Raw genomic sequence first — 22,491 nt, forward strand, 5'->3', positions numbered from 1 at the left:
GTCGTGACCATCAAGCTTTACCACCAAAATGCTATTGAATTTTGTTTACCACTAAATCATCAAAGTAAATGTAACTGGTCTGACTAGAACCCCACACAGCGACGTCTTTACCACCCCTAAAATTATGGAAGGATAGTCGCTTGATTAAGCGCTGCGCATCATTTGTAGTCCAGCGAATGGATTGGTCTAGTACTGTTGCTCCATTTATAAGCACTTGTACCCAGCCATTTTTAGTTGATCCGGTATTACTTTTCACATAAAGGTGTACGGTATAGGTCTCTCCTTTAACAAGGCTTCCGCTTGTTGGATAAGATTTTCCGAAAGTGTCTCCACATGGACCAGCCATATCTCTATGATACACATAGGGTTGAAAATAAACCCTGTTACCATTATTATACCACATTAAACGCAAACTTCCTCCATTTCCATCGGTGGGAATATCACAGCCAGTGTTGCCTTCCCCTATAAGAAATCCAAAGCCAACTTTTCCTCCCCTACTCCAATCGAATTGACTGTGAAAACGAACCTTAAATGTGGCCTCATATGCAGAACCATCGGACAAATCTGCACCAGCAATTAATCCATTTGAAACAGCGTTTGGAGCCAAGGTTGCCCTGGCCCAGCCCCCTGAAATGTATGCACGGTCTTCATTCCAGCCGGTAAGCGCAGCCATACCAAAATCGCTACTTGCTTCATTATATGAATATGCACCATCAGGGTGATTAAAACTGGTATTGATGTTGCTTGGATAAGCTTGCACTGCAGCCACTGCCATACTTTTATTTACCAAAAGTTTCTCAACCGGCACAATGTTTTGGTTTGTTTCAGAAGAATCTTTCGAACACCCTAAAATAGCGCTGAAAAAAATTAACATGGCCATGCCAATTAATTTAGATGTCATAATTTTAATACTCATTGTAATTTTGGTTTAGGTTTAAATCTGGTTAGATATTTCTTATTAATGCATTGCTATCCTGGACAGCCGGAATGGAATATTTTTAGTTTAGTTTCTAAATTGGGTTATTAGGTTTTTTAATATTTTCATTACTTCGGATCAGGTAAAAAAGCAGTACTTGCTTAAGGGACTGCCCATTCTAACCAAAACCATGTACAACTTAGCATGGTCTTTATCGTATTTTAAGGTAATTTATCCAATGCAGGTACATTCTGATCATATCCTGCATAGCCCTTATTCTGATTGATTCTTCCTTCCGTATTAAATCGCTGCGCACTTGCCGGAACAGGCCATAATACGTGGTAAGGTGCAATTTTGTAGTTTACACCTTGTAATGTTGGCACCTGGTTTTTATAAAAATCATTTTTTTCTATAATCCTGTCGTACATAAAATTATTATCAGAAAAAGTAGCAAGGCTATAACTCTTACCATTATAGGCAGGCTTACCAGTTTGTGCAAAAATGTATGCAATGCGGGTAAGTTCTGTTTTACGAGGCTCTTCCCAATACAATTCACGGGCACGTTCATCTAAAATAGTTCCTATAGTTATTTGTGAGGCATTGGTAAACAGCGTTGCATTGGCCCGGCTTCTCACTACGTTCAAGTCTGCCATAGCCAATCCAAGTTCACCCTTCCAATAGTAAGCTTCTGCCCTAAGTAAATAGGTTTCTGCCAAACGAAATACGTACCAATCGGTATTTGTTCCGCGTGGCGGTGTCCAGTATGGGTCATTTGCTAAAGCATTGGTCGAATTGATAAACACCTTATAATGTGGCCATCCAAACCAGTGACGAATGGTATCAAGTGCACCATTTGTAAAACGTTGTTTGATATTTGCATCCGAATACATTTGCAAAGGCTGACCATATAAGGCTCTATCCGCAGCATTTGTTGAGGTTTTCAATGCCGGGTTATTGTACACTAAATCTGTCATATCCATCCACATGCCTTTTGCATGTCGGTAATCGGTATTATCCGTCCAGATGTATTTTGTGCTGTAAGGGGTGCCGCGGTAGCGGCCAATTCCTCTACCGTACATTCTGGTCAGTGGAATTTCTGCAGTAACCAAATCGACAATTGCAGTCGCTCCTGATGGTGTTTTTACGTTCGCAAAATGCCATGCCGGAACGGTGTTTCTCATCAGTTGTGAACCCAGGGCTGTAAAACCGGCAAAAGCTTCTCTATCAATCACTAAAAACAATGCTTCTCTATTGGTAGTAAGCGATTTATTATCCATTCGGTGCAAATCCCAAATCACATTTTTTGTTAAATCAGAAGCGGTGCTTCCAAATCTGGTGGTCATCATACCGTATTTTCCACCTGCAATTACATTAGAAGCTGAAGCAATTGCATCATCAAATTTACCAAGTGCCAGGTTAACTTTAGTGAGCAAATGGCTAACAGCACCTTTGGTTACATCGCCCTTATTGCCTCCATCGGTAACCCAGGTTTGTGCAAATTCAAGGTCTGTTTTCATTTTACCCAGGATTACTTCTCTCTTTGTGGAATAAAAATTCGCTTTTGGAAATTCCAAATCGTTTAAAAGCAATGGTACATCACCAAACTGATGAACAAGCCTGTAGTAATAATATGCCCGGTAGAAATATGCTGAACCTAAAATCAGATTTTTTTCAGCTTCAGACGCATATGTTGGTTTATCAATGTTTGAAATGATGGTGTTGGCTTGGCGTACCGCGACAAATTCATTATCCCAGTACCAACCGATTTTGTTGAAGTCATCACTATTAAGATTCGCATCCGGAGTAATTCTGGAGATTAAATCCTGAGCAGGCGTGTTTTTATCGGTTGTTCCATCTACAGCAACATCTGAAAAAATCGATTCCGTTAGTAGTGGAGCAGAATCGCCAAAAAACTCTCTTCGCGTTGCCAATCCAAGACCATTAAGTGCGGCTTTCATTGCGGTAAGGTTGTTTAAATTCTCTGGTGCATAAGCGGAGAGTTGTTCTGAATCCAGGTATGCTTTTTTACATCCTGCAAAGCCCAATAATGCAGCAAAAGCAAATAGGATGGATATATTTTGATTTATTTTTTTCATTTTCATTTAAGTTATAAATTAACATTAAGACCTAAAGTGTAGTATCTTGGCGTAGGACCATTATTTTGCGGATCCCAGAATGTCCATGTTGGTGCATAGTAGCCTGCATTATTTACATTGGCATAAATTTTAGCGCTTTTTACACGAAGCTTGGTAAGCAAATTTGATGGTACCGAATACGATACGGCTACGGTGTTTAAGCGTATGAAAGAATTATCCCAATACACATTGTAGCTTGTACCGCTCGAACCAGAATTTAGTCTGGCGTAATCGTTTATTGGGTTTGCGGGCGTCCAATATGGCAAAACATACGATGATGAGCGGGCAAAGCCTACGCTACCAGGTTGGTTTTTTGCCGAATTGTATTGTTTAAGCTGCCCCCAGTTGGCAAGCAATTGAAATGAAAAATCAAAATTTTTGAAAATATTGAATTCATTTCGCATCGCGAAGAAATAGCGTGGTGTACGGTAACCTAAAAACTTTTTATCATTATCAGAATAGGCATAATCTCCATCAACATCTTCCAGTTTAAAATCGCCGGGTTTAATGGCTGCCTTTGTAAATTTTGCCGCTTCGGCCAATTCACTTTGCTGCCACACGCCCTGAATGTTATAATCCCATATGATGTCGATATCTTTACCTATAAACCATCCATTTCCAGGGTCATCCGTTGGCAAAGCAAGGGCAACAATTTTATTTCTGTTGAAGGAAAAATTGAAATTGGTATTCCATTTAACAGGACCATCAACAAGATTTTTACTATTCAGGTTCAGCTCTCCTCCACGATTATTGATACGGGCAAGGTTTGAATAAACATTAGAATAGCCACTCACATTCGGCAGTGTCTGTCTAACCAATAAATCACTTGTTTTCTTGTTATAGGCATCAATGGAGCCGCTAATGCGATCGTTAAAAATTGAAAAATCCAAACCGGCGTTCATTGCAGTGGTTTCTTCCCACTTTAAGTCTGAATTGGCCATTTTCGCTCCAATCTGAACCGTGTTCACATCTGAGGCAGCACCACTACCGTTTACGGTTTGGTATTTACCACTTGTTAACTGAGCAAGTGCAGCATAGGGATCAACGGTTCCATTATCAGGGTTACGTAAATCGCGGTTACCATTTATACCATACGACAGACGAAGCTTACCGTAGCCTAACCATTTCTGATTTTTCATAAAGGCTTCATCTGTAAATACCCATGCTAATGCTGCTGCCGGGAATGTAGCCCGCTTGAAGTTTACACCAAAAACAGAATAACCATCTCTACGAACCGAAAGGGTTAATATATAACGGCTCAACAAACTATAATTTATTCTTGCCATCAATGCATCTCCTGTGTATACTTTATCTTCACTATTTGTTACGGGTTTGATTCCGCTTGAAAGGTTATGATAACTTAATACATCACTGGGAACGAAGCCTTCATTTGAAGCTTGTGTCCACCAGGTCTGGTATTTTTCAGCATTTGCCAATAGCGTAACATCCACGTTATGAATGTTGGCGAAGGTTTTGTTCCATTTAAGTAGATTATCCACTTGCCAGTTGTAGCGTGTTTCGTTGGCACGTGTTGCAGATCCTCCTGGAGTTACGACATCCGGATTTCTGGAAGATCGATAATCGAACGTTCTGTAGAAATCCAGACCTGGACTAAAATTCAATTGATAGGTAATTCCGAAAGGTAATTTTACACGGCCATAAACGCTTGCAAAAATTGTATTCTGCTTATTCATGCGTTCATTGTATGTCATACTTAAAAAAGGGTTTCTGGCATTCAAACCGCTATCATCTGTTGGAATGCGCCTCAATTGTCCGTTTGGAAGGAATTTATCCCCGTAAGGTGACAAGTTTAATATCTGCGTCCAGTCTGCCTCGGTTGATCCATCTCCTGTTCTGGCTTCATCTCTATCGGCGAATTGGACATTCATACCCAGGGTTAACCATTTGGCTGCTTCGCCTTCAAGATTTATCCTTCCCCTGATTGCGGTATAATCACCACCTTCTATAACATTTTGGTTTTTCTGGTAGTTTAAAGACATATAGTAGGTAATTTCTTGCTTCTTACCACTTAAAGAAAGGGTATGATCCTGACGGAAACCAGTTCTAAAGATATCATCATACCAGTTAACTGTTTTTCCGGCCAGATAATTTGCCTTCTCATTTGCAACAAGGCCAAGTCTGTTAAGCCATAAGTCAACTGGATCGCCAGTTTGCCCATTCAACCATTGGGTGAGGTTAACGCCTTCAGGAAGATTTCTAGGATCGGTATACAAATAATCTGGGGTTGTGGCGCCGCTGCGCAACACATCACCTCTCCATGCTAAAAATGCTTCATCCTGGTAAGGCCGCATGTTTTTAGCAACCTGGGCAAGACCAACATTGGTATTAAAAGTAATGGTTGGCGATTCACCTCTACCCTTTTTGGTCGTTATTGCAATAACTCCTGTTGCAGCTTTAGCGCCGTAAACCGCAAGAGAACTTGCATCTTTTAAAACGTCTATTCCATCAATATCATTTGGATTAATATCAGCAAGCTGCCCATTGTAAATTACACCATCCAAAACAATAAGTGGTGAGGTTCCTGCACTTAAGGTCGACTTCCCCCTTACCAACAAGTCTCCGCCACCCTTGGCACTCGAACTCAATCCAACAGACAGGCCTGGAATATTACCTTTCAATACATCTGCTATACTTTGTGGATTTTCATTTTCAAGCTGGGTTGCTTTAACGCTGGAAATGGCACCGGTAGCGTCGCGTTTTGTTGTGGTACCATAGCCTATTACAACAACATCAGTTAGGCTTCTGGATTCTTCAGCCAAGGTAACAGAAATGCTTGTTCTCTGGCCAACTGAAATCTCTTGCGTGGTAAATCCTACAGCAGAAAAAACAAGTGTTGCATTAGGTGGAACAGCTATCAAAAAACTTCCGTTAGCTCCTGTAGATACTGCAATTTGAGCATTTTTAACTTTTACCGAAATGCCCGGCATGCCTGCCCCGGTTTTGTCTTTTACAGTTCCTTTTATAGATATGCTCTGTCCAAAACATAGCGTAAATACAAAGCAAACCAATGCAATTAGTAGGGTAATGGTTTTTCTCATCTTATATTTGGTTTAGAATAATTGGATGATACAAACCTATTCTAAATATTCCATTTTCCAAACAAAAATAAATCATAACTACCTATAAAATAGATAGTTATACAAATTTATAATGCGGTATAGCAACAATGGTATCTCCTAAAAAAAGCACTCTATACGTTCCATTTCAACTATGCTTAATTTTGATTAATACGGCTGAGCAACATTTATTATTTGGTAATTTTTTTTCAGCCTATCAGTTCTATGCCGTTTTTGGAGTGCTTATGCTATATCAATCATGCAAAAAAACAAGCATAGCTGGTTGACTTGATTTGCTCAACTATCAACTGGAATTTAAAAACAGTACGAGGAAAGAGGACAAAATGCTGGAGAAAAATATACAATCGAATATTGTATTAAGATCTGAATAGACACGTTAAGGCCGATAAGGCTAACAAAACTTATCTTATATTAAATAAACTGGAGATGCTGCCTTCTATATCATTTGTTTGATATGGAATTCAACCTTAAACCTCGGTATGAAAAGGATTTTCTTGAATTCTAATAATCAACTAATCAGTATTACAAACTAGAAAGTATGCAGCTTGAAATGTCAACAGAGAGGATTATGCAACTGATGGATCCAAAAGCAGCTTTCCCCAATCTCCATCTGAATTTTTTTTAAGCAAAGCTTTTTTATCAAGTAAAAGCTTTTGCATTTTCGAATTATAGGTCCAGCAAGTGCTTTGACGAATGTTTAAAATCTCGGATAATTTATAGGAAGAGATGGTACCCTTAGACGTATAAATAAGGATAAACATATACAGTGCCTTGTTTATGGGAATCTTTGAATTTTGCAGGATGGTGTTGGCAATTGCCGATTCATCATAACCACACTTGGTACATCTTCTGCTGAATGCGGTTTGACCAGCAGAGTGTTGCGTGTTCTGACACCTTCTGCAGGCATATCCATGACTCCATTTCAATTCGGAAAGGTATCTAAAACAACTATCCTTATCTGGATATATCCTGCTGAATTCTTCAAAATCCAAACCCTTTTGCATAACTCTTGCACGTGTAACTTTCTCTATATTAAGATGAAGTTCAGAAATATCTTTTTTCAGCAAACGGTTCATCACCGAGATCTCTGCGTTTTGTTTTTCGATGGTAAAAGTCTTTTGCTGAATTTCCTGCGTACGTTCATCGACAAGCACCTGCAATTGCTCATTTAGGTTCTGGTGTAAATCATCATTTATTCTAAGCTGTTCAATAATCCTTTTTTGTACTCTGCTTTTTTTCTTTCGGAGGGTACGTATCGCATTACCTATTGCGAAGGAAACCAATATCATTTCAACAACAAAGCAGATACTTAGACTATAATAGGTAAGGGTACCGTAAGGAATCCACTTTAAAAGCAGTAAGATTTTGAGCACAAAACCTGCAACCAGAAATCCATAACCAATTACTAAAAAGCTGGCCGGCTTATAGCCAGATGAGAGTACGGAAATTCCGGCGCTAAATGCAACCAGCAGCGGAATAAATTCGATTATTTTAAAATTAAATAAAGGGGTATAAATCAGACAGGCGATAAAGAAAATACTTCTTAGAACAATAGTAAGTATCACCAACTTATAAAAAAATGGTGATTTTGACTTCAGATATAAAAAATTACTGGTAAATAATAACCCGAAAATGCTGCTTAAAAAAAGGGAAATGCCAAATCCATAAACATTGATATGAGGATTTGTTGGCCACAGGTATTGAAAGGCTATACCATCATTACACATTTCATACATACCGATACTTAAGTTATACAGCACATAAAACAAATATTGTTTTCCCTTTACAGCAAAGTACATTAGAAGGTTATATAGGCAAAATACCGCTATCATCCCATAAAAAAGCCCAAACAACAGATATTCTCCCAGCGCGTAGCTGACAAACCACCTAAGATCCCGCAAAACAATAATCGTGCTCACTGAATGCGGTGATTTGATCCGGAGATAATATGTGAGGGTTTGATTAGTGTGGTTATTTAGGTCATAAATAAAATTTTTGTGGTCGTATCCTCTTTTCGAGAAATTATAATTGGTACCATAATAATTTGCTTTGTATTTCCCAGATCCATCAGGTGCAAATAATGTTAGCTCGCTTATTGACTGATCAAAAAACTCCAGTATCCATTGTTTTGAGCGCTCCTGATTATGCTTGATTTTAAATCGATACCAATAAGCTGACTGTGGATTATCATTTTTAGGAATTCTAAGGGTATTTGAACGGAATTTATACTGGAATTCTTTACTTATTACTTGGCTAAAATTCAAGTTAGCTTTAGCATCTTCCAAAACATCAATCTGACCAAACGAAAGCATTGTATGTGGTGAATCATTCTGAATTCGCACAGCTTGTTGCGCATGGGTCATTTGCCCGTAGCAAATTAAAATCAACAAAATTAATGTACATTTAATTCCAATATATTTTACACGATAAGAGTGAAAGGATGAAATAGGGTACATTAAATTTGGTTAAGGTAACCCTAAAAGTATTAAAACATTACTTCATGTCCAAACTTTACTGTATTGAATTATTGGCCTTTAGTGGATTGTAATATTATGGTAGCTATAGGATTTAAAGGTAGATTTGTTAAAAGGCTTTATTTATAACATAGTTTTTAGCAAATAACTAAGCAATTTTAACATTAAAAAACTGCTTAGTTATTCAAATTACTACCTAAAAAGCATCAAACCACAATTTTGTTGTAAGTAAATCAGCGCCCTGGCTAGCTACCGCATCTCTATAACTTTGTGCATTTAAAGATTGCTCAGTGCCTGGATATATGAACCGGACCGGAATCTGACCATTTAATACTGTGTTTACAGAAACCGTTAACTTAGGATAATCCAATCTTCGTTGTTCTGTCCAGGCTTCTAAACCCTGACCAAAAAGGCTAATCCATTTTTGCTCACCAATTGATTTTTTATAATTTGTTGCATCATACTGAACCGCTGACTGGGAAAGATAATTGGTTACCAGCGCATCTGAAATGCCGTATTGTTTTAAAGAAGCTGTTATCGCTTGCCTATATAAAAGCGAGGCATCTTCAGTAGTCAATCCACGGGCAGCCGCCTCTGCCCTATTAAACAATAGTTCGGCATAACTGTAAATCACAGCAGGCGATTGTGGAGCAAGAAAGTAAACGCCAGGTTTGGATGTTTTCGCAAAACCCAGGTTGCTGGCTTCCGAATTGGTTAATCCGTTAGGTACACCTACATACTCTTCTGGTGTAGCAGTTTGGGTTTTACTTGCAAAAATTGGCAAGCGTGGATCATTGAGCGTAAACAATTTGTCTACAATCGTTTTGCTAATGCGGTAATCATCACGCGTATCAAACTGTGCGCTTACCGGGTTTTGTTGAGGCGATATCTGATATATTAGTTGCGCTATATCGGTGTTATCGCTAAAATAGGCATCACCGTCAGCTTTTATTTCATCTAAAACCTGTTTAGCTTTTGCAGGCTCCTTATCTGCAATTCTTAAGGCGATTCTTAATCGCAAGGCATTAGCAAATTTTTTCCATCTAGTAATATTCCCATTGTAGATGATATCGCCTGCAATGCTCTTCCCTGCAGGATCAAGCGCAATTTTCGCAGCCTTTAAATCGTCCAACAGGCCAAAATATACATCTCTTTGTTTATCGTATTTCGGGGTAATAAATTCATTTAGTTTACCGGCCTGGGTATATGGAATATCTCCATAAGCATCTGTAAGCAGCAGGAATGACCAAGATCTCAGCGTTAGCGCCACACCTATGTAGTTAGAATTTGAAGTGCTGTTACCTATCTCTATAATTTTATTAAAGCCGTTAATACTTTGTGAATACAAGGTAGACCAAAGTGAGGTAAAACTACTGTTGGAGTAAATAAATCTATCTTCTTCGGTGTATTGAATTTTGGCCCAATGTTGCGCAAATAACAAACTGGAGTTCATATTGTTGGTTGTACCCCAGTAGGCATCTGTCGTATTCTTTATTGCAGCTGTCAGCAAATAGTCGGGCTGAGCATTCTCTGTCGCGTTCGGGTTGATGTTTACCTCATCAAGCTCTTTACTGCAAGAACCAGACAAAACGGCAAATAAAATCAGTATATAAATAAAATTATTTTTCATGTGTGATTAAAATTTAATGTTCAGGTTAATGCCAAAAGTTCGGGTTGTAGGATTTGAAAGGCTTTCCAGTCCTTGTCCGTTGCCTGTATTAAAAGCCACTTCAGGATCGATATCTTCTACATTACGATGTAGTATGGCTAGGTTCCTTCCGACCAAAGCAACCGAAACGCCTTGAAGTTTTAATTGACGAACCCAAGTTGAAGGCAAGTTATAGCTTAGCTTTACCTCGCGTAATTTTACGTAAGAGGCATCAAAAATATTAGCCTCATCAATGGTGCGAAAAGATTTGTAATAGGTTTGTGCAGAAATTATTTTATCGTTCCGTTTGCCATCTGCTGTAACACCATCAAATATGATCCCGTCATCATAAACCGTTACACCCTGCGGGGCGGCAGTTCCAGTAGAAAGCCTTACCGCACCATTGGCTTTTACATTTCCTGGATAGTAATAAGATATGCCACCAAATTCTGCGGCTCTTCCTGGTAAGGTTGACGCCAAAACGCCTGTATATGTTCCGGTTGAATAGGTACCATTGTAAATGGAGCCACCGAAGCTCGCATCGATTAAAACACCCAGGCTTACCCCTTTGTAGCTAAATGTGTTTGATATTCCTCCAATCCAATCAGGCGTATATTTGCCCAACACCCTTTTTGTAGGGTCAGTTTGGGGAGCGCCAGTTGCATTAACCACAATATTTCCATTGTTATCCCTTAAAAATGCATTTCCAAAAAGGGTTCCATAGGGTTGCCCAACTGCTGCAATAACCTGCGCAGAACTGGTAGCAACCACATAGTTTTGCAGTAAACCTGCTTTATCCAATTCTATAACCTTACTTCTGTTAGCCGCATAGTTTACATCAATATCCCAGGTGAATTGCTTCTTTATTGGCGTTAAACCCAATTGAATTTCTATTCCCTTATTGTTAATTTTTCCTGCATTAAGCAATTTAGAACGGAAACCCGTACTTTGGCTTACATCAACACTTAAAATCTGATCATAACTATTGGTATTGTAAACACTCAGATCAAACCGAAGGCGTTTCTTAAACAAAACCCCTTCTGCTCCCAATTCGGATGAAGTTGTTGTTTCTGGCTTTAAATCAGCATTTAAATCTGTTGTTGATGCAGTAAGTTGAGGATTGCTGCCAAATGGTGCGCTAAAGGAATAAGTATTGATTAACCGATAAGGGTCGGCATCTTTACCAACTTTAGACCAGCCTCCGCGGATTTTGGCATAATCTAACACTTCACTTTTGATATCAAAAGCTTCAGTAAGCACGATACTACCATTAAATGAAGGGTAAAAATATGATCTATTCTGCGCTGGCAACGTTGAAGACCAGTCGTTACGGGCCGTAACATTTACAAACAGATAGTTTCTATATCCGAGTTGAGCGGACACGTATCCACTGTAAGATTTTAATTTACTGTAATTGTTGGATGATGTAAGTGGATCTCTTGAATTGTTCAATGTGTACAACTTGGCCACAGCTAACCTTGGGGCACTCTGATCATTTTGCTCTATATATCTCGAACGGATATTGCTTCCTAATAACGCTTCCAGACTAAAATCATCGTTTAATTGTTTGGTGTAACTTAGCGTTGCATCAGTATTATTTTCGTTTACGGTAAATGCACTTTCGGTATAGGATCCGAATGGGGTGCCGTTAGTTCCATAAGCAACTTTTATTTTACGCCGGTCGTTATAATAATCTGTTCCAGAACGAAAATTGAAGTTCAGTCCATCGATAATTTTATAATTTAAGCCGATGCTTCCAATAAGCCTGTTCCTATTTTGCGAAACTGTATTTTCATAAGCTACCCAATACGGATTACTGTAATAACTATTGTTCCAATTAAAAGTGTTACCATTTTCATCAAGATAATTTTTGAGCTGATTGATATCAACTTGCCGGCCGAACCAGGTAAATTGCAGCATGGTACTTGTTGACCTCGATCCGCCTGTACCCGGAAGGTTATCCGACCCAAGCTTGCTATAATTTGCATTTGCGGTAAGCGTTAATTTCGGAGTAACCCTTAAAGTTGTGTTTAAAGCAAATGAATTTTTATCCTGCCCCGAATTTGGTACCACACCAACCTGTTTTAAATTATTATAAGATAGCCTGTAATCAAACTTCTCGCTCGCGTTTTCTATCGCAATGCCATTAGAAAGAGCGTAACCTGTTTGAAAAAAATCGCGAACATTATCTGGATTGGCTACAAAAGGTACAGCAACGCCTTTAGAAAAAAACTGTGGAATCAGCCGCCCATCCATCCTTGGACCCCAGCTTTCATCTACGCCATCGTTTATACCTGCGCCCTTACCATCCACATAACTAAACTTTCCTTCAGAGCCCTGACCGAAAACATCCTGATATTTCGGAAGCGTTAATAAACCTTCTATTACCGCATTGGAGTTAAAGGATACGCCAAGACCTTTTTGGCTTTTACCAGATTTGGTTTTGATAATGATTACCCCGGCCGCTGCCCTGGAACCATACAAAGCCGCAGCATTTGGCCCTTTAAGAACACTTATCGATTCGATATCGTTAGTATTGATATCAGAAATTGTATTTGCGTAATCTCTCGCTCCTGCCGAATTAAGTTGAGAGTTATCTACCGGAATACCATCTACAACAAAAAGCGGTTGGTTATTGCCAGAAATTGAGGTTTCACCACGGATAACCACCCTTGATGAACCCATATCGCCCTGACTGTTGGTAACCCGAACACCAGCAACTTTACCAGCAAGGGCATTTACCAGATTGGTTTCTCTGGCTTCAGTAAAATTCTCTCCTTTTAATTCCTGAACGGCGTAACCTAGAGATTTCTTTTGTCGCGAAATGCCAAGCGCTGTAACCACAACTTCGTTTAAGGCATTATTTTGTTCCGTTAAAACAACCTCTACAATTTTATTGCTTTCCGATACCTCAACCTCTTTAGATGAGAATCCGATATAGGAGAAAATCAGAATGCCTTTACCCGCAACAGTGATGTTAAAACTGCCTGCATTATTAGTGGTTACAGCTTGTTTTGTTCCCTTTAATAATACAGATACACCCGGGAGGGTTTCTCCTGTTGAACTTTTCACCGTACCCGTAATGGAAACGTTTTGAGCATCAACAATTGCGGGGAGCAAAAGCAAAATTAAAATAATGAGTCGCTTAAAAATTTTGTACATAGAAATAAAAAATAATTAGTTAAAAAATTTGCAAAAATTTGGGCAAAACAATCCCATATCGCCTTTTTTGGCGCATTTTACATTTAAAATTGAAGACTGGTTTTTAAAAATTCATAGCATCAATTGATGCTTGTGATGGGTTTATCCATATAAAATAAGTGTGTTAATGGATGGCTGATTTACAGCAATAGATAGAATTTGGCTCGTTAGATTTTTTCATATTATTTATTTTTAAAAGTTAAATATTCTATAACATTAGATTGTACTAAACAAAAAAAGCACACCTGTAAATCAGGAGTGCTCTCATATATTATTTTAATAATTTCGCATTCAACTGACTTAACTAACCCATATAATTTGGGATGGAATTAGCACCATATCTTTTATAGACTGGTTGCTAAGGTTTCACAGGGCCATTCCCTCCACCTTTCTTGATAAGTATTTCAAAACAACTGGCGCAAAGATAATATTTAAATTCAATAGTCTATAAATTCTATAGATTTTATTGAATTAATTTTTTTAAGGATGAAATGATAACTACCTTTGACATTCCCAAGAATACATCCATGAAAATTACTTCTATATCCTTACTAATTTTTGCATCACTTTTTAAACTTCAAGCCAGTGCGCAAGAGGCGAACTTAAAATCTAATGGTCCAAAGTCCACAATAAATGCTGCAAGCAAATTTTCTGCTATTGGAAATTGGAGAGGCATATTTTTAATTAAACCTGGCACGGAAGTTCCTTTCAATTTCGAGGTAAAACAAAAAGATGATAAACCATTTCTATCCTTTATTAATGCGGAAGAACATTTTGATGGTGGATGGGTGATTCAAAAAGATGATTCACTTTTGATTAAGCTTGACCAATTTGACAACGAACTTGCTTTTAAAATTCAAAATGATTCACTAGTTGGAGTGCTTAGAAAACAAGATAAAACTGGCAAACCAATATCTCTATCAGCAAATAGAAAAGATAGTTACAGATTTAAAGAAAGTGGCAAAACTCCTGCTGCAGATTTCTCTGGAAAATATGACATCAGCTTTAAATCCAAAGATGGAAAGGATGAAAAAGCGGTTGGACTGTTCAAGCAAACAGGTAACAAATTAACTGGGACATTTTTACGTATAACTGGCGATTCCAGGTACTTGGAAGGCATTGTAGATGGTCGAAATTTTTACCTATCGAGCTTTATTGGTTCTAATCCCTCCTATTATAAAGGTTCATTTGCAGATGATGGAACCCTATCTGGAGCGATAATAAGTGCCAGAGGAGACACTAATTTTGACGGTAATAAAAATAAAAATGCTGCACTACCTGATGCAACAAAACTTACCTTTTTAAAAGATGGATATCAAACATTGTCATTTTCACTTCCAGATGTTAATGGAAAAAAGATTTCGTTAACTGATGAGAAATACAAAAACAAAGTGGTTATATTAACCATTACCGGAACCTGGTGCCCAAACTGTGTTGATGAAGCTTCTTTTATTGCACCCTGGTATGAAAAAAATCGCGACCGTGGCATTGAAGTGATTGGCATACATTATGAAAGGCAGCTTGATTCGGCCTATGTTAGAAAGGCGCTTACAAGATTTCGGGAGAAATTCAACATAAAGTATGACCAGGTTATTGCTGGTACACCAGATAAAACACAGGTTGCCGAATCGCTTCCAGGACTCAAGAATTTTATCTCTTTCCCTACCATGATAATTATTAATAAAAAAGGAGAGGTAGCGCAAATCCATACCGGTTATAGCGGACCAGCAACCGGAAAATATTATACGGACTTTGTTGAATCATTTAATAACGAGATTGACAAACTGATTCAAACTGCGCTTTAACTTTGTTTTAGGTTGCAAAACAACTTTATCCACTTTTAGCAAATTGATAAAAAGCAAATGATTGATCTTATGATAAATTATCTCTGATATTACTTATAGTTCTATTTTCTAAAGTCTAAATGACAAACCTAAGAAATAACTTTTCATGGCATCGTGCTGAATTCCATAGTTTAAGCCTCCATCAACCTTAACGTTTTTTGCAAGTTCAAGTTGTAGTGCTGCATTTAAAAAATTATTCCAGTGGTGATGTGCTAAGTCATAACTATAATAGGTTTCAGCACTGCCGCTAAGGTGTTTTACTAGGTCATGTTCGATGGAAAGGGACTGAAGAAGTTCTGTATGTAGCCCGGCATCCTCAGTATTCTGCAATCTGTCAACCTCCATTTGGATGCCAAGTTTCCATTCATTAGGCAGCTTTAAAGCCATTGGTATGATAAGACCTCCCTCATATCGGTTTTCTTTTTCCACTTTCGAGGTCGGAAATTTAATGTAAGGCAATACTGCGATTGCAAAATTCCCTTTATCATTTCCTAACAGGTTTTGCTTAATGCGCAAGGTGATATCGCCAAATCCTTGAGCACGTTCTATTGTTCCATCACCTGACTTTTCTGTTTGATAGGTATAACTTTGAACTACAAGTTGAAGAGCTGTTGAGTTCGTAAGTCCTAGTTTTAGGTTTGACTGATTAAAAAGAAAAGTATTGGTTAAAGCTTCATCGCTCTGCTGTCTCTCTAATCTAAACAAATCACTTTCATATTGAAGATGACCAGCATCAATCGTTATTGGAGATTCTGTAATACCTGGTCTGTCTGTTTCCATTTCCCGGACAGTAGCTTTTGGAACAGGGTGAAAGAGAGTATAAGGTTTGCTTTTATTATCTTGAGCCAAGAGCGATTTACTAAATAAAAGCAAAATGTATATTAAAAATATATTCTTCATTTGTTTATTTCTTGGACTTATAACAAGAAAAAACTACTCAAAGTTTTCATTCCCTAAAGGAATTTCTGTTAAGCATTTTGCATTGTAAGTTTCAATAATTCTTAAATGCATCATTCTTACCAACTCGATGTTAACAATTTCTTAAATATTATAGATTATTAGAAAATATTAATTTATTAAAAATGTTCTTTCTAATTTTAAATTTGAGGTTTAGTAACTAAGTATGGAAACTCATAGTATCACTCCGACCTCTGTTGAGGATTATAAATCCCTACAGTTAATCGGTAAGGACACCTTTTTTGAAACATTTGCATAGAGTAACACCGGAGAGAACATGGAAACATATCTGTCAGAAAGTTTTAGTGATGAGAAAATAATAGACGAACTTTCAAATAAAGAATCGATGTTTTTTATAGCATGGGATAATAATGTACCAATCGGTTATTTGAAAGTTAATATTGGAAAAGCTCAGACGGAGCTTCAGGATCCCTTTGCTTTAGAAATTGAACGGATTTATGTTAAAGCGAGTTATCATGGAAAAAAATTGGTCAATTGCTGTATGATAAAGCTTTGGAAGTAGCGCATCAAAAAGGTTTAAAATCGATTTGGCTGGGCGTTTGGGAAGAAAATCCAAGAGCAATTAAATTCTATGAAAAAAACGGATTTCTAGCTTTTGATAAACATGTTTTTAAAATGGGCGATGATATACAAACTGATATCATGATGCGCAAGATTTTGAGGTAATAAAGAAACTGTTGATATTAAATACAATCAACTTCTAATATTCCACCATTTCATCATCTAAATAGCAATAAAGCCATCTTGCACCTGGTTAAATTAAAAATTATAAATAATGGGTATAAAAAATTTAAATGTTTTATACCCATTCAGCTCATATTGAAGTTTATTAGTATTTCTACGCGATAAAATATTTATAAGCTACTGATTAAGATTCAATAAAAGCTAAAAGTTCTTTGTTAATGGTTGCAGCTTCTGTAGTTGGCATTCCATGAGGAAATCCGGGATAGATAATTAGCTTACCATTTTTTAATAGTTCGGCCGATTTCACACATGCATTTTGGTAAGGAACAATTTGATCATCCTCTCCATGCAACTGGCGATATAATTATTATCGATTATTAGGGCATTCATCGATTATTATTTTAGTAAGTTAAACAAATATAATCACAGGATTTATATTGAAATACAAGTTGATGGATTGTCTAAATTACGAACCAATTAACCAGACCATTCCTTCGTTCGATACCATCAAACCTATCATATAATTGCAGGTATTCAGTTATAATGATGTTAAGAAATTATTATTTATAGTGATTCTGGAATTTACCCTTATACTTCGCATTGGTATTTCTATAATAAATACTATTATTGATAAACCTATTGATTTATGCTCTCACCTAAAACCCGAAGAAATATTAATCGAGTCGTTCCTTTCGGGATACTATGGTTTATTTTTAGCTTGATTTATGCAGCATTAGAGGTTGGCATTCTTGGAAATCTAGATTATTATCCTTCCACTGGCATTGAATATAACTTTTTAAGAAATATTTTAACACTATCCATATCAGGACTAATAATGGGTTTGATTACAGGGGTATTAGAGATTCGTTTTTTTAGTAGATGGTTTATTAGAAAAAGCTTTACGAGAAAGATAGTCCTTAAATCGATTATTTATCTGGCAATTGTAATCATTTTCCTCACCATAGCTTTACTTATAAATGCTACAATCGTTCAAAGAAATAACCAAACATTAAATTTATTTGTTCCGGTTTGGACATTTCTCACCAATTACTCGTTAGTTGGTATTTTGCTCTATATAGCGTCAATAATCATAATCACTCAATTCTATGCTGAATTTAACGACAGTATCGGTCCTGGAACATTAAGCAATTTCTTTCTAGGAAAATATCATCATCCAATAGAAGAAGAGCGGATATTTATGTTTCTAGATATGAAATCATCAACAACAATAGCACAGAATCTTGGCCATTTAAGATATTTTGAAATGCTTAAGGAATACTTCTTTGATCTCTCGAATGCTGTGATTGATTATGGTGGAATAATTTATCAATACGCTGGTGATGAAATGATTGTAAGCTGGAAACTTAAAGATGGAATAAAAAACAACAATTGCATCGAATGTTTTTTCGCCATGAAGTCATTAATGGCAAAACAATCACAAATTTATAGCGATACTTTTGGCATTGTGCCCGAATTTAAGGCTGGCTTACATATAGGGAAAGTTACAGCTGGAGAAATTGGCTCGTTAAAGAAAGAGATTATTTTTTCTGGAGATGTTCTAAATGTTTCCGCAAGAATACAAGCACTCTGTAACCAGTTTAATGTAGATATTTTAATCTCAAAAAATCTTATTCAGGAACTGGAAATATCTGATTTATTCAACATAACCTCGATAGGCGAGCATTTGCTTAAAGGTCGCAATACTTCGATGGAAATATTTACAATTGCTAAAACTTAAGGTTTAGAATATTGCTATTACAAACTCATTTTTTCTAACTTTTTTAAATTTGATTTAGTAATTGTTAACGCTTTTTTAGCAAATTTTTTAATCTCAATATCGGTTGACATAGTACCCTTCTGTAATATTGCCACTAATTTAGTCTGATTATTTACGGCAATTGTTTGATATGCCTTATCAAAGGCTGAACCATTTAAACCCTTAAGCATAACAATTTCTTTAGCCACATCAACATCATCGGTAGGTGTTGAATTAGCAGTTTTAGATGAACCCACAGCTTCACCTGTTGCATTATTAAGCCTAGAAGTATCTTGCAGATTTATAGGTGCCGAATCTATACGCCCATCTGGTCTTAGTCCGCTTTGAGGACTAGTATTAACGGCATTAACATTTTTAATTTTACCCAGCTTACGAAGTTCATCCGTCAACTGAATATTTTTATCTACCATTTGTTGTCCTAAACTTTTCAACTGGCTATTATTTGCCCTATCCGCAGCAATTTTAGATGTTAAAAGTGCTTCATTGGTTAAGATTGCAGCCTGTTGTAAAAACATTGAAGAACCTAAACTATCTTGAATAGTTATAGATTTTATCGCATTAGAATATGCTTTTAGTGACGTAGTAGATACAGCAAAAAGCAATGAAAGGCTAACGCTCAATTTTAAAAAATTCAAATTGTTTTTCATAATTCATGGTTTGAACTAATCTTAAAACCATTAGAATAGATAGAAAGTTTGGAAAATCTTTAGATGCATGTGTTAGCCACGATAAATGCACTTTTTTAAATGATTGGATAGTTTTAACAAAAAGAAGCCCCTTAACTTGAAATGTTAAGGGGCTTCTGATTTTAATATTGCTATTAAAATTTTTGATTATTCAACTTTTACGCCCTTCCAAAAAGCAACGTAATCTTTAATCTCTCTGGCAGCATCTTTAGGATTTGGATAAAACCATGCCGCATCCTTGTTTTTTTCTCCATCAACTACTAATGTATAATACGAAGCTTCACCTTTCCACGGACAAGTGGTATGTTTGTTAGAATCCAAAAAAAAATCTTTTTTTATGGATGACGCAGGAAAATAATGATTGTTTTCAATTACAATTGTATCATCACTTTCTGCTATAATTTCATTGTTCCAGATTGCTTTCATTGTTATGGGTTTTACATATCAACCTTGCAAACTAAGAATTTGTTTTAATGATGCCTTTGCAATATAATTGGATAGCAATAAAACTTCATAATCCTGGCAATAAGGTTGATTTTATGAAAAATTCGATTCCATTATCATTCAAACAGAATGGAAAATCGCATCGCAAAAACTAAATAGAAAAACTTATTGTTAAATTACATGATGTAAATCAGTTAATTAGCAATACAAACCGTGTGATTCTAAGAATTGCTTAGTGTTTTACTAAATTCGATACACAGCAAAAGTTCAAATATGAATAGCAGAAGAGATTTTCTACAAAAAATGGGTGTTTCAGCATTAATGCTGCAGTTAGGTTCCGTAGCATCGTTTGCAGATACTCCAAACCATTTCGAACAGCCTTACGATGGCAAGGTGCTCCGTGTAGCCATCATGGGATTAGGTGGCTATGGCACCCGTGTAGCTGAAGCCATGAAAGCATGCACCAAAGCCAAATTGGTCGGTGTTATTAGTGGTACGCCTTCAAAAATTAAAGAATGGCAAACGAAATACAACATCCCGGAAAAGAATTGCTATAACTATGAGAACTTCGATCAGGTAAAAAATAATAAAGATATAGATGCGATTTACGTGATAACGCCGAATGCATTGCACCACAGTCAGGTTATCCGTGTGGCAAAAGCCGGCAAACATGCGATATGCGAGAAACCAATGGCCTTAAATCCAAAAGAAGCACAGGAAATGATTGATGCTTGCAAAAAAGCAAATGTAAAGTTATTAATTGGCTACAGAATGCATTTTGAGCCCCGCACGTTGGAGGTGATCAGAATGAGAAAAGCAGGAGAATTTGGTAAGATTATGTTTTTTCAGGCGCAATGTGGTTTTAAGGCAGGCGATCCTAATCAGTGGCGATTAAACAAAGCACTTGCGGGCGGTGGAGCAATGATGGATATTGGCATCTATGCCATTAACGGAGCAAGATACATGGTAGGCGAAGAGCCAATCTGGGTAACGGCACAGGAAACCAAAACCGACCCATTAAAGTTTAAAGAAGGTGTAGATGAAACCATACAATTTCAGTTTGGTTTTCCAAGCGGTGCAGTAGCATCCTGCTTATCTAGCTATAACATCAACTACCTGGATAGATTTTTTATGAGTGGCGATAATGGGTTTGCAGAAATGCAACCCTCTACCGGTTATGGCCCTATTAAGGGTAGAACGCACAAAAGTGAACTCACACAGCCCATAACCACTCATCAAACTGTACAAATGGATGAAATGGCAACTATTATTTTTGAAGATAACAAGCCAGTAGTACCTGTTAACGGTGAGGAAGGATTGAAAGATCTAAAAATTATTGAAGCCATTTACCTTGCTGCCAAAACAGGAAAGAAGGTTAATCTTAATGTTTAAACTGAAAGTGATTCCTAGCTGGCTTATCTGGCTGCGAAATCCTAAATTTTGATACTATAAGACTTCAATGTACTTTTAATATATTAAAATTAACTCTTTGCTTTGGTTATTTGTCCCCGAGGCAATTGACACTATTTCCTGGTTCATTAGTTGGAAGATGGTTCGGTTTTTTATCAATTTAAAAAGCCGTCGTTTAATAAACAACGTATATTTACTATAAATTTAAGAAAATGGGTAGCTATCTTGATGAAACGGAAAACGTATATCGCAACGCCGCGTTAAAACCTGATGTTGGCCTTTGTTGTACTACAACACCCATGAACGCCTTTCCTGGCTTGGAAATACCCAAGATAATGCAGGAAATGAATTACGGCTGTGGTGCTATAGTAAGTGCCAATGATCTAGTTAATGAACCAACTATACTTTATGTTGGCGTTGGTGGTGGTATGGAGCTTTTGCAATTTTCCTATTTTAACAGAAATGACCGGGGTGTTATAGGCGTTGATATTGTGGAAGAAATGCTGCAAAGCTGTGCCAACAATTTACTGGAAGCGGAAAAGTTAAATCCCTGGTTCAAAAAGGAGTTTATTGATCTGCGAAAAGGTTCTGCTTTAGCTTTACCTGTAGCGGATAATTCCATAGATGTAGCAGGTCAAAATTGCCTTTTTAATATTTTTAAAGAAAATGACCTCAAAAAAGCATTAGCCGAAATATACCGGGTGCTAAAGCCTGGCGGCAGATTGGTGATGTCTGATCCGATCTGCGACCAGCCTATGAATGAAGCCTTACGTAATGACGATAGGTTACGTGCCTTATGCCTTACTGGCTCGCTGACATTAAGTGATTATATCAAAAGCATAACCGACATCGGCTTCGGTACCATAGAAATAAGGGCTAAAAGACCCTACCGCATTTTAGCTCCTGGTCAATACCCAACTGATGAATTGCTTTATATTGAAAGTGTGGAGGTTTGCGCCATTAAAGACCCAATGCCTGCCGACGGCCCTTGTATATTTACCGGGAAAGCGGCAATCTATTATGGAGAAAAAGAATATTTTGATGATGAAAAAGGTCACGTTTTGATGCCTAACCAACCTTTAGCAGTATGCGATAAAACGGCCGGGAATTTAGCCGCATTGAAACATGATGATATTTTTATCTCAAACTCTACCTGGTTTTATGACGGTGGTGGCTGTTGCTAATTAACTCAGCCT

Annotated in this window: 14 protein-coding genes, 1 pseudogene and 1 riboswitch; of the genes and pseudogenes, 5 read left to right on the forward strand and 10 right to left on the reverse strand. The window is 37.2% G+C overall.

What is annotated here, in order from left to right; genetic code table 11:
• Window positions 1-31: 31 nt before the first annotated feature.
• From IEV50_RS04785 to IEV50_RS04810, 6 genes are all read right to left on the reverse strand, one after another.
• Window positions 32-916, reverse strand: a complete 885-nt coding sequence (locus tag IEV50_RS04785) for a polysaccharide lyase (RefSeq protein ID WP_188412104.1) — start codon at window positions 914-916, stop codon at window positions 32-34.
• 221 nt (window positions 917-1,137) lie between these two features.
• A complete protein-coding gene (locus tag IEV50_RS04790; RefSeq protein ID WP_188412105.1) occupies window positions 1,138-3,012 on the reverse strand; it encodes a RagB/SusD family nutrient uptake outer membrane protein in 1,875 nt (624 codons plus the stop codon).
• Window positions 3,013-3,023: 11 nt separating this feature from the next.
• Window positions 3,024-6,110: a SusC/RagA family TonB-linked outer membrane protein gene (locus IEV50_RS04795; RefSeq protein WP_188412106.1), complete on the reverse strand. Its 3,087-nt coding sequence runs from the start codon at window positions 6,108-6,110 to the stop codon at window positions 3,024-3,026.
• Window positions 6,111-6,715: 605 nt separating this feature from the next.
• Window positions 6,716-8,605 carry a 7TM diverse intracellular signaling domain-containing protein gene (locus IEV50_RS04800; RefSeq protein WP_188412107.1) on the reverse strand — a complete coding sequence of 630 codons (1,890 nt, stop codon included), beginning with the start codon at window positions 8,603-8,605 and terminating at the stop codon, window positions 6,716-6,718.
• A gap of 214 nt (window positions 8,606-8,819) precedes the next feature.
• Window positions 8,820-10,253, reverse strand: coding sequence for a SusD/RagB family nutrient-binding outer membrane lipoprotein (locus tag IEV50_RS04805; protein WP_188412108.1), 1,434 nt, complete (start codon window positions 10,251-10,253; stop codon window positions 8,820-8,822).
• Between the two features lie 6 nt (window positions 10,254-10,259).
• Window positions 10,260-13,433, reverse strand: a complete 3,174-nt coding sequence (locus IEV50_RS04810) for a SusC/RagA family TonB-linked outer membrane protein (protein WP_188412109.1) — start codon at window positions 13,431-13,433, stop codon at window positions 10,260-10,262.
• A gap of 336 nt (window positions 13,434-13,769) precedes the next feature.
• A riboswitch (SAM riboswitch) is annotated at window positions 13,770-13,874 on the reverse strand.
• Window positions 13,875-13,999: 125 nt separating this feature from the next.
• Here IEV50_RS04810 and IEV50_RS04815 point away from each other — a divergent pair.
• Window positions 14,000-15,277: a peroxiredoxin family protein gene (locus IEV50_RS04815; RefSeq protein ID WP_188412110.1), complete on the forward strand. Its 1,278-nt coding sequence runs from the start codon at window positions 14,000-14,002 to the stop codon at window positions 15,275-15,277.
• Window positions 15,278-15,385: 108 nt separating this feature from the next.
• On the opposite strand, the gene IEV50_RS04820 is transcribed toward IEV50_RS04815, so the two are convergent.
• Window positions 15,386-16,216, reverse strand: coding sequence for a transporter (locus tag IEV50_RS04820; protein WP_188412111.1), 831 nt, complete (start codon window positions 16,214-16,216; stop codon window positions 15,386-15,388).
• A gap of 403 nt (window positions 16,217-16,619) precedes the next feature.
• On the opposite strand from IEV50_RS04820, the pseudogene IEV50_RS19880 reads away from it, so the two are divergent.
• Window positions 16,620-16,960: pseudogene (locus IEV50_RS19880) on the forward strand (GNAT family N-acetyltransferase).
• Window positions 16,961-17,162: 202 nt separating this feature from the next.
• On the opposite strand, the gene IEV50_RS04830 reads toward IEV50_RS19880, so the two are convergent.
• Complete coding sequence (locus IEV50_RS04830; protein WP_229746633.1) at window positions 17,163-17,330, reverse strand: alpha/beta fold hydrolase; 168 nt, start codon at window positions 17,328-17,330, stop codon at window positions 17,163-17,165.
• 294 nt (window positions 17,331-17,624) lie between these two features.
• On the opposite strand from IEV50_RS04830, the gene IEV50_RS04835 reads away from it, so the two are divergent.
• The gene (locus IEV50_RS04835) at window positions 17,625-18,716 is read left to right on the forward strand and encodes an adenylate/guanylate cyclase domain-containing protein (RefSeq protein WP_188412112.1); all 1,092 of its coding nucleotides are present in this window, start codon (window positions 17,625-17,627) and stop codon (window positions 18,714-18,716) included.
• A 17-nt stretch (window positions 18,717-18,733) separates the two neighbouring features.
• On the opposite strand, the gene IEV50_RS04840 is transcribed toward IEV50_RS04835, so the two are convergent.
• The gene (locus IEV50_RS04840) at window positions 18,734-19,402 is read right to left on the reverse strand and encodes a DUF4142 domain-containing protein (RefSeq protein ID WP_188412113.1); all 669 of its coding nucleotides are present in this window, start codon (window positions 19,400-19,402) and stop codon (window positions 18,734-18,736) included.
• 186 nt (window positions 19,403-19,588) lie between these two features.
• The gene (locus IEV50_RS04845; protein WP_188412114.1) at window positions 19,589-19,867 is read right to left on the reverse strand and encodes a DUF427 domain-containing protein; all 279 of its coding nucleotides are present in this window, start codon (window positions 19,865-19,867) and stop codon (window positions 19,589-19,591) included.
• Between the two features lie 291 nt (window positions 19,868-20,158).
• Between IEV50_RS04845 and IEV50_RS04850 the strand changes: the two genes are divergently transcribed.
• Both IEV50_RS04850 and arsM read left to right on the forward strand, forming a co-directional pair.
• Window positions 20,159-21,277, forward strand: a complete 1,119-nt coding sequence (locus IEV50_RS04850) for a Gfo/Idh/MocA family protein (protein ID WP_188412115.1) — start codon at window positions 20,159-20,161, stop codon at window positions 21,275-21,277.
• A 230-nt stretch (window positions 21,278-21,507) separates the two neighbouring features.
• Complete coding sequence (gene arsM / locus IEV50_RS04855) at window positions 21,508-22,479, forward strand: arsenosugar biosynthesis arsenite methyltransferase ArsM (protein ID WP_188412116.1); 972 nt, start codon at window positions 21,508-21,510, stop codon at window positions 22,477-22,479.
• Window positions 22,480-22,491 lie beyond the last annotated feature (12 nt).

Source organism: Pedobacter mendelii (genome assembly GCF_014635725.1).
Taxonomy (GTDB): Bacteria; Bacteroidota; Bacteroidia; order Sphingobacteriales; family Sphingobacteriaceae; genus Pedobacter; species Pedobacter mendelii.

Bases quoted from the DNA above. Each gene is read 5' to 3' on its own strand.
- IEV50_RS04785 (WP_188412104.1), bottom strand. From the start codon at position 916: ATGAGTATTAAAATTATGACATCTAAATTAATTGGCATGGCCATGTTA.
- IEV50_RS04790 (WP_188412105.1), bottom strand. From the start codon at position 3,012: ATGAAAAAAATAAATCAAAATATATCCATCCTATTTGCTTTTGCTGCA.
- IEV50_RS04795 (WP_188412106.1), bottom strand. From the start codon at position 6,110: ATGAGAAAAACCATTACCCTACTAATTGCATTGGTTTGCTTTGTATTT.
- IEV50_RS04800 (WP_188412107.1), bottom strand. From the start codon at position 8,605: ATGTACCCTATTTCATCCTTTCACTCTTATCGTGTAAAATATATTGGA.
- IEV50_RS04805 (WP_188412108.1), bottom strand. From the start codon at position 10,253: ATGAAAAATAATTTTATTTATATACTGATTTTATTTGCCGTTTTGTCT.
- IEV50_RS04810 (WP_188412109.1), bottom strand. From the start codon at position 13,433: ATGTACAAAATTTTTAAGCGACTCATTATTTTAATTTTGCTTTTGCTC.
- IEV50_RS04815 (WP_188412110.1), top strand. From the start codon at position 14,000: ATGAAAATTACTTCTATATCCTTACTAATTTTTGCATCACTTTTTAAA.
- IEV50_RS04820 (WP_188412111.1), bottom strand. From the start codon at position 16,216: ATGAAGAATATATTTTTAATATACATTTTGCTTTTATTTAGTAAATCG.
- IEV50_RS04835 (WP_188412112.1), top strand. From the start codon at position 17,625: ATGCTCTCACCTAAAACCCGAAGAAATATTAATCGAGTCGTTCCTTTC.
- IEV50_RS04840 (WP_188412113.1), bottom strand. From the start codon at position 19,402: ATGAAAAACAATTTGAATTTTTTAAAATTGAGCGTTAGCCTTTCATTG.
- IEV50_RS04845 (WP_188412114.1), bottom strand. From the start codon at position 19,867: ATGAAAGCAATCTGGAACAATGAAATTATAGCAGAAAGTGATGATACA.
- IEV50_RS04850 (WP_188412115.1), top strand. From the start codon at position 20,159: ATGAATAGCAGAAGAGATTTTCTACAAAAAATGGGTGTTTCAGCATTA.
- arsM (WP_188412116.1), top strand. From the start codon at position 21,508: ATGGGTAGCTATCTTGATGAAACGGAAAACGTATATCGCAACGCCGCG.